We start from the raw sequence: 8,355 nt of genomic DNA, 5'->3' as shown, positions 1-8,355 counted from the left end.
TCGCTCATCTTATCCTGACGGATGTAGATGCCGCGCTGCTTCGGTTCAGCCACACGCACACCGTTGATAGTGTACCATGCGGAACTTACCACCGTTGCCTTACCGTCAGTTACGACTTCGTCAATATTTGTATCCAAGGCATCGTCGATGTCATCCGGCTTGTTGGCATCACCGTCCCCGTAGTACAACAGCTTGAAGTTGTCGAAGCAAGTCCAGTCGTTCGTAATCTTACCTGTCTTACGTACGCCTAATACCGGTTCTTCACCCTCTTCTACACGGAAACTGAAGTCGCCCTCGTATTTACCTTCTTCAAAAACTATTTTCGCCCCACTCACACCATTAATAATAAAATGATATAACATACCTTCATCTTCTGGGGTCAACAACGTATCTGCCACGGCCTTGTCGTCTGTCGTGTATTTATATTCACTTAAGTTCTCGAAGATGGAAACCAGTTTTTTGTTCCACTTGGATTCATTGCCGTCCAAATAGACTTGCGCGTTCAGAGGCTCCACACCTTCACGACGAGACAAAGCCGCAGGAGTAATATCTCCCGCACGGTAGAAGCCATTGTAAACCAAACGGTAGTAACCGGCAGGCATGTTGTAGAGCTTCTGGTGGATTCCAGCAGTATCATTAAAGATTTCATAATTCAATCCACTCGTAGCCGTACCACCGGTAGCCGTCCAACCATCCGATGATGAAGCATCTTCCCATACCTGCGTAGTTTCGTTAAAAGTACGCGTTTGGAAACCCGGGGTGATAATCAGACCTGTGGCGTCCACCGGCGCATCCTTAGACGCGGTAGAGAAATCAATGACCCCACTCACCATCTTGGTATAAGCCTTGTTAATCTTGGCATTATAGTCGTCGATTTCTTCCATGGAAGCAAAGATGCCCTCACCGCTTATCTTTCCTTCGATTTCCAAAACTACCTTTTCAAGTTCCGCAAAACCGTCCGTATCAACATAAGCGTCATAACTTTCTTCACCTACAGAAGTCAGCTTGTCATTATGGTTGTCGTTTCTCTTCTCCAACGCGGTAGCCGCATCAATGGCTTCCTGACCGGCCTTGATAGCCGCATTCAAGTCTGCCACTTGCTCATTGTACACTTCCAACGTCAAACCTTCAGACACAGCCTTGTTTGCCGATTCGATGGCTGTATTCAGGCCGTCCTTGGCTTCTTGTGTAGTGAGAACCTCTTTATTCACCATGTCCGTAGCTGTTGCTATCAAAGCATTGATAGAAGTCTCGGCGCCGGTCATGTCTTCAGCTCCCAAATACTCTACTTCAAACTTATCAAAAACCGTCCATGTACCGGTCCAATCGACAGAAGCCGTAGCTGTTTTGATACCCAGCCGAAGCTTACCATCCTCGCCCACGTAGCAAACCACCTCGTTGACATACCGATCTGGGAACTTCGCAAACGTTTCCGCTACCGCCGGTTTGAGACGAACCAACCACTTATCCTTGTATTGCGGGTCGTCCGTAAAGGTGATTTGTTCGTAACGCTCGGCCGTACCCTTTTCTTCTTCCGTCAAAGGATAGTCCATCACGTGATGAAGCTTCACTGATGCATCGTTGGCGAACAGCGACCCCAAGATGTCATTCGCGGTATCACCTTCCTGTCCCCAAGACTGCTGCCAAGAGTTGGAATTGTTCGAACTCGGGGAATAGAAACCCTGCATCGTAATCTTGTAAGAACCTGAAGGCAAGCCGTTCAGTTCTTGCGACACTTCACCGTCGCCTCCTTTAGCATTCCAAAGTTCGGCCACCCCTGTATTATCATGTTTCAAGTCACCTTTTCCCGTCAATGTCCATCCATTAGTACCATTCGAGAAATCCATGTTGGTGAACAAGCCCGTCACTGTACGCAAGCCATCTTCCGACTGCAAAGACTCCAACACGGCCTGTTTCAGAATCCGGTCTGCACGTGGCTGGATGCTGTCCACTTCGTTGGGATTGAACGTGCGTTGCGCAAGCCCGTCAGCTAATAAATCCAAATAATCCTCATACAAAGGCAGTCCCACTTCCTCGTACTCAGTCCCAGCATAAGCTTCTTCCAATTCTGCAGATTTTTGTGCCAAAGTCTTATATGCAGAAATATCCATAGCTAAGGAGTCCATGCGAAGCTGAACCGTAGTAATGAATCCCATCAAGGTCTCGTCATCCAACTGTTCATTGGCCACCGCATCCTTGGCTGCCTTTATGGTCTCTTCGTATTTTTGCTGGCCGGACACACTGAAACGTTCATTAGCCCCTGTATATTCCGCATATTTGGCTTCCGCATCCTTTATGTTTTGCTCCAACATACTACGAACCGTAGCGGCATCGGCCTTTCCCAAATATTGCAAGGTAAAGTTATCTACGGCTGTCCAGTTAGAGTTTGCGTTTTCTACGACCATTCCAATCGTAGCCGTCCCGCCGATAACAGAAAACTCTAATGTATAAGGAGCAAAATAGCCGTTCGCCTTATCCGGATTTTCAATCGCCGGCACATCCGCTTCTTTACGAACCTCACCGGCCATCGTCTTAGCCATCAGGAAACGTCCCTTGGGACCAGTCACATCGCCTTGTGCCAATACATTGGTCATGATATAAGCCCCTAAACGATACTTGCCATCCGGCAAGTCCTTCAGTTCCTGAGTAATGGACCAATTCGGTTGGTTACCTTCTTTCGGATCGGTCCAATACTCAAAGAAGTTTTCACACTCCTTGCCGTCACTGGCTATCATCTTATCACCCGCCTTACGAGTGAAATTACCGCTCGACCCCTCTCTCTTAGTCACCCATCCATCCGTACTTTCGTTAAATGAAGGTTGGGAAATCAGTTCTGTCACCTCTATCGGTTTGCCAGACGTAGCCGAACTGTATTTAAATTCCAAGATGTCCAGTTTCAAGTCCTCTACAGCTTGCTCTACTTCTTCCGCTGTAGCATCCGTTCTATTATAGAGTGCCGCATAATCGGCAATTTTATCGAAACCTGCCACATCGGCGGCATCCAACTGCTCCTGTAACTTTTTCTTAGCCTTATATACGTTATAAGCCTCCGGTGTCACGAACTTCCAGTCCAGTTGTCCGTTCTCAAATCCGGCCATATTCGTATCGAGCACAGGATTCACACCCGTTTCACCCTCGTTCACGCCCATATAAGCATTCTTATACAATCCACCGCTGGCATTCACACCGAACTTGGTGTCTTCATCCAAAATCTTGATACGGTAATTGCCATCATCTTGTTTCGTGATTTTCCATAAAATATGCCCCTGCTTATTATGATCCACACAAATAGCCATGGAAGCCTCGCGGATGAAAAGTTCATGATAACCACCATTCGTTGGCCCGTTCATCATACTCATGCGCCATCCCTTAGCTGTCGTTCGATCCGGATCGCCCTCGGGACGACGGACTAATTCGTAATCTTCACCGTAACTCAAAGTTATCTCTTGCCCCTCATCGCCCACGACAAGTTCTGTCTTCCAGTTATTTTTCCAATCACCGTTCGTCATGAACTTTTGGGTAGCTACGTGATAGATATAATACACACCACCGCCCGTTTCGTCTTGGGTCAAATTAGGATCAACGAAAGACAAGGTCGGATCCGGCCAATTCTCGGATGCCCACAAAGGCATTGTAGATGAAGTCGCGCCGCAAAGCGCCATCAAAGCAAGTAATCTGTTTTTCATGCTTCTTGAAAATTAAGTTAATATAATGTATTAGTCCTTCTATTAGGATTTATTATGGCAGCAAAATTACAAGAAGTATTTTATTAAAAAAATAATTCAAGAAGAAAAAAGCAGAAAAACTCCATTTTTTAACAGTTTTGTGTCCCCACACAGCCCAAAACTGTGTAGGGACACAAATAGAAATAAGAAACAAAGAGACTTCTTCCTACCTTTTCAACATCTCTTAATCAACGTTTCGGATAAAGTTCCAAATCCTCATTCTGTAACAAATTAAAAACACGCAATGAATTATAATAAGATAAATCTAAATCTAAAGACTCATAAGTAGTAACAAAACCACACCCAGCAGAAGCTTTATCAAAGCCCAAAACAATTTTTAAAACCATCCCGTCAAAAGGGGTAATTTGAAAAGTACCTTGCTTATAAAAGGTACATTTTGCCCACATTGGCTCACGTTCTTCATAAAAAACAGGAACATCAATTCTATCATCTTCTGTAGCTATTTTTTGATTATATACCAAATACAATCGCTTCACATACTCTTCCACATATAACGACCAACCATTATCCGTTAACGGATCCATCGCCAATTCCCAACAAAAAGGTTTGTCCGGATTACTTTTATATTTTACATATACACCAACTGCTGCAAACCGATTGGTTTTGACATCTTCCATTAAACTGTAGATTGAACTACCAAATAAATCCGTTATCTCTATTCCCGCCATCCATGTATCAGGTTCGGAAGATTTTTTCTTCTGCGATTGATTCACTTTTGCAACCTCTTCATCACTTTGCACTAGTTCATCCTTAGTACAAGAATAACAAACACACAAAAAGAATAAAAAACCAATAAAATGTAATACTTTCATTATTATTTTTTTTAAAAGGTCTATGAAACATAAAGACTATGCCCATAGACCTTATAGTTAAAACAACCTAATTATAATTTATCTCACCATCACTTTTTCAGCCTTTACCGTTCCGTCGCTCATCTTGTCCCGACGGATATAAATTCCGCGCTGCTTCGGTTCGGCTACACGCACACCGTTGATGGTGTACCATTCGGAAGCAACCACTGTAGCCGTTTCACCACCGACAAATACCTCATCAATATTGTCCACGAAATCGTCCGGTCTATTGGTTTCTCCATCACCCAGATATTCAAGGGAGAAGTCGTCGATGCAAACCCAATCGTTGACCAATCCGTCATCCTTGCGCACACCGACAACCACAGATTCGCCTTCTTTCACATAGAAAGGTTTATCCACTTCATAATACCCCCATGTCATGGCAGCACGTGCCCCTAAACGTTTATCTGCCACACAGTGGTATGTACGATCGGAACCGGGGAACAGTGAATCGGGTAGCAACGCATCGTCAGGCGAGAGCAAGCCATCGTGTACACATTCGAACAAGCTGGCAAGTGGTGTTGCAAAGTCTTCCGTTTCCGTTTGGACATACAAGGAAGTTAATAGCTTTTCCGTTCCATCACGATGAGCTATTGCCGCCCCTATAAGGTCACCATACCGGTAGAATCCATAAACTTTGACACGATAATAACCTTGTTTCATACAATACAAGCCCTGATGAATATCAGCCTGAAGGTTATTGAAGAACTCGAATACGGAGTCGTTGGCCGCAGCCCCGTCCGGGTTGTTGGAAACCTCTACCTCCCAACCATCATAATTGAACACCATGTTCCCTTCTTCATCTTCTTGCTGGAACGACGGATTCTCCAACAGCTCGGTCACATCTAAAGGTTCGTCCTTGGAAGCTGCAGAGAAGTCGATGGCACTCTGTTTCATCTTGCCGTAAGCATTGTTCATATCTGCAATGTATTGCTCAATCTGCCCCACACTCTCGAATGAACCGCCGTCGATGAAATCCATAACTTCATAAACAATATTCAAAAGCGCGTCTACATCATCCTGGTCATACGAATCGTAAACTCCATCATTATATTCCTGATCATACCGGGTCACTTGACGGTCTATTTTATTCAAGAGTTCGATGGATGTATGGCCTTGTTCTATAGCGGCTGACAACGAGGCCATGGTTTCTTTGAACAACTGACCGGAAATCTCACCTTTTATAACTTCTTCCGCTTCCAAAACAGAAGTCTGCAAAAGCTCCTGCACGTCCAACGGTATCAGGCTCCCGTCAGCTCCCACCTGTCTGGCTTCATTGATTTTAGCCTGTAAGGCTGCCACTGCACCTTCCTGATTGTCCAATCCCAAATAAAGCACCTGGAAATTATCCATCGTCACCCATGATTCATTGATGGTCACACCGGCCAACTTCACTCCCACACGGAGCTTGCCGTCCTCGCCTACATAGCAACTGACGGTATTGAGATAATTCTCCGCATTTTCTTTAAAAAAGGCTTGGGATGAAGCTTTATCGGTGGGGAGCCATTTGCCATTCAGGTTATCATCGGCCGTACCGGTCACCTGCTCCCAACCTCCTTCTGTCATTTTGTCGTTACGCGGGAAATCGGCGATATGATGGAGTAAGGCAGAGGCTTCATTCCCGAATACGGAAGCCTTCACCTTATTCACTTCGTCTCCTTCAAGCCCCCAAGCCCCATGCCATACGGACGTGGTCGGAGAACTCGGGCTATAGAAGCCTTGCATGGTGATTTTATAGAACCCTTCGGGCAAACCGGTCATGTCCTGATAAACTTCCCAATCCCGGCCATTCCAGACTTCGGTCATTTCCGTACCTTCGTTCTTAAAGTCGCCGTTTCCCGTCTTGGTCCATCCGTCATTGCTCTTTGCAAAGCTCGGGTTGACCAACAGCCCTGTCACATTGTCAGTAGCCCCACTCTCCATCATGTCGGCCACATCTTGCTTAAACAGCTTTTCGGCGTATGCCTCAGCTCCGTCTATTTCCGCCGGAGCCATCGAACCATCGTCATAGGCCCGGTAGAGTTTGTCCAAGTAATCCTCATAAGAAGTCAAGCCTACCTCACTGTAAGGACTGTCGGTAAGTTTGTTTTCCAACGCCGGAATCACCACGTCGTTCAGTTTTTTATAAGTAGCAATATCCACTGCCAAGGAATCCTTTCGGGCATTCACCATCCGGATAGCGGCAGCCCAATCGTCATCTGTCAGTCCGGCATTGCCGGCAGCTTCTTTGGCATAGGCCAAGACTTCTTCATACTTCGCCTTGCCCGACGCCGAGAAGTGCGCATTGGCTCCTATCTGTTCCTGCAAATAAGCCTCTGCACTTTTTACCGTGCGAGCCAATTCGGCAGCCAATCCTCCTTCGCTACCCATATATTCGAGCTTCACATTGTCTATACCAAACCAGTTGCAATTGGTGTTTTCGGTCATAAAACCAAGCGTCAAATCACCGCCGCGGGAATAAAACTCCAATACGACCTTACGCGGTGTCGGCACGTCGGCACCACCCGGCGTACCATTCTTTATGCCATAAAATTTCACCGTATGCGCCTCAGCTCTGAACTTCTCGTCATATTTCGACGCATCGGCAAAGAGATATAACCCTCGGGGGATATCGTTCAAATTACTTTGATTGTAACCCAGAGTCACTGCCGACAAACGGTAACGGCCGGAGGGCATGTTTCCGAATTTCTGATAAAGATGTATGGCACTGGTCCCTCCAGGTTTTGTCCACTTCTCACAAAACTGGTCCATTACCACAGATTCATCGTCCGGGTCCTGATATTTATCGTTCTTCTGGTGTCCTAATGTAGGAGAACCGCCATCCTCAATCCAACCGCTGTTGTCTGCATCAAACGAAGGATTAACCAATAAATCGGTAAATTTGGGCTGTTCTTCCGAGGCTCCGGCCCCCAACCGATCGGTCACAGCCTGTTGCAGTTCATCCGCAGCACTCTCCAACTCCTCAGCCGTGGCGTCTGTTTTTTCGTAAAGCACCACATAGTTTGCCACATCCGTATAACCGTTCTCGTGTGCAAACTCCAACTGGGCCTGCAAAGCCTTTTTAGCCTGATATACAAAATAAGCTTCGGGCGTAACAAAAGCCCAATCGGTCTCCACTTTCTCGAAACCGCCCTGATCCTTATCGGCAAAAGGATACACCACCGTGCTGCCGGGATTTACCCCCCACACGCCGTTCACCGTCATCTCATTCCCGGAAACCGTCCCGAAATCGGGATCCTGATCCACAATCTTTATCGCATAATAACCATTTTCCTGCTTTTTGATTTGCCACAGAGTATGGCCGTCCGATCCGCAATCCACGTATGCGCTCCCGGTACCGGTCACATAAATCTCATGGAAACGGTTGCCGTTGGACGGCCCGTTCAGCATGTTGAAAATCCAACCTTTACCCGGCACCTTCGGTTTCTGTACCAATAACGGAGGACGTTCTTCCCCGTAAGCCATGGTTATTTCCTGCCCGATGGAATCTACGCTCAATTGCGTACCGGAAGCATTACCGGCAGCAATAAACTTTCGGGTAGCCACATGATAGATATAATACTTTCCCCCTCCGGTCCCGTCGGTTGCAAGATTGGGTTCCACCGTCACAATCGTAGGGTCGTCATACTCGGCGGCCCACAGAGGCATCGTTGAAGAAGTAGCGCAGCACAATGCCATAGCTGCAAGGATTCGGTTCTTCATTTTTCTACGTTTTTAAAGATTAATGTATAGTCTTTCTTTGAGTCTTTATGCAGATT

At 46.4% G+C, this 8,355-nt stretch carries 3 protein-coding genes; all 3 read right to left on the bottom strand.

Going from position 1 to position 8,355, the window contains the following annotated elements; all coding sequences use genetic code 11:
* On the bottom strand, positions 1-3,686 hold a 3,686-nt coding region (locus tag HMPREF9441_RS09570; RefSeq protein ID WP_008620578.1), incomplete at its 3' end, for a hypothetical protein.
* 227 nt (positions 3,687-3,913) lie between these two features.
* Entirely contained in the window at positions 3,914-4,558 is a 645-nt protein-coding gene (locus HMPREF9441_RS09565) for a hypothetical protein (protein ID WP_008620576.1), read from the bottom strand.
* 78 nt (positions 4,559-4,636) lie between these two features.
* Positions 4,637-8,299: a hypothetical protein gene (locus HMPREF9441_RS09560; protein WP_244949719.1), complete on the bottom strand. Its 3,663-nt coding sequence runs from the start codon at positions 8,297-8,299 to the stop codon at positions 4,637-4,639.
* Between the last annotated feature and the right edge of the window lie 56 nt (positions 8,300-8,355).

The organism is Paraprevotella clara YIT 11840 (genome assembly GCF_000233955.1).
Lineage (GTDB): Bacteria > Bacteroidota > Bacteroidia > Bacteroidales > Bacteroidaceae > Paraprevotella > Paraprevotella clara.
The sequence above is the reverse complement of the archived record's forward strand: the minus strand, read 5'-3'. Positions and strand labels throughout refer to the sequence as shown.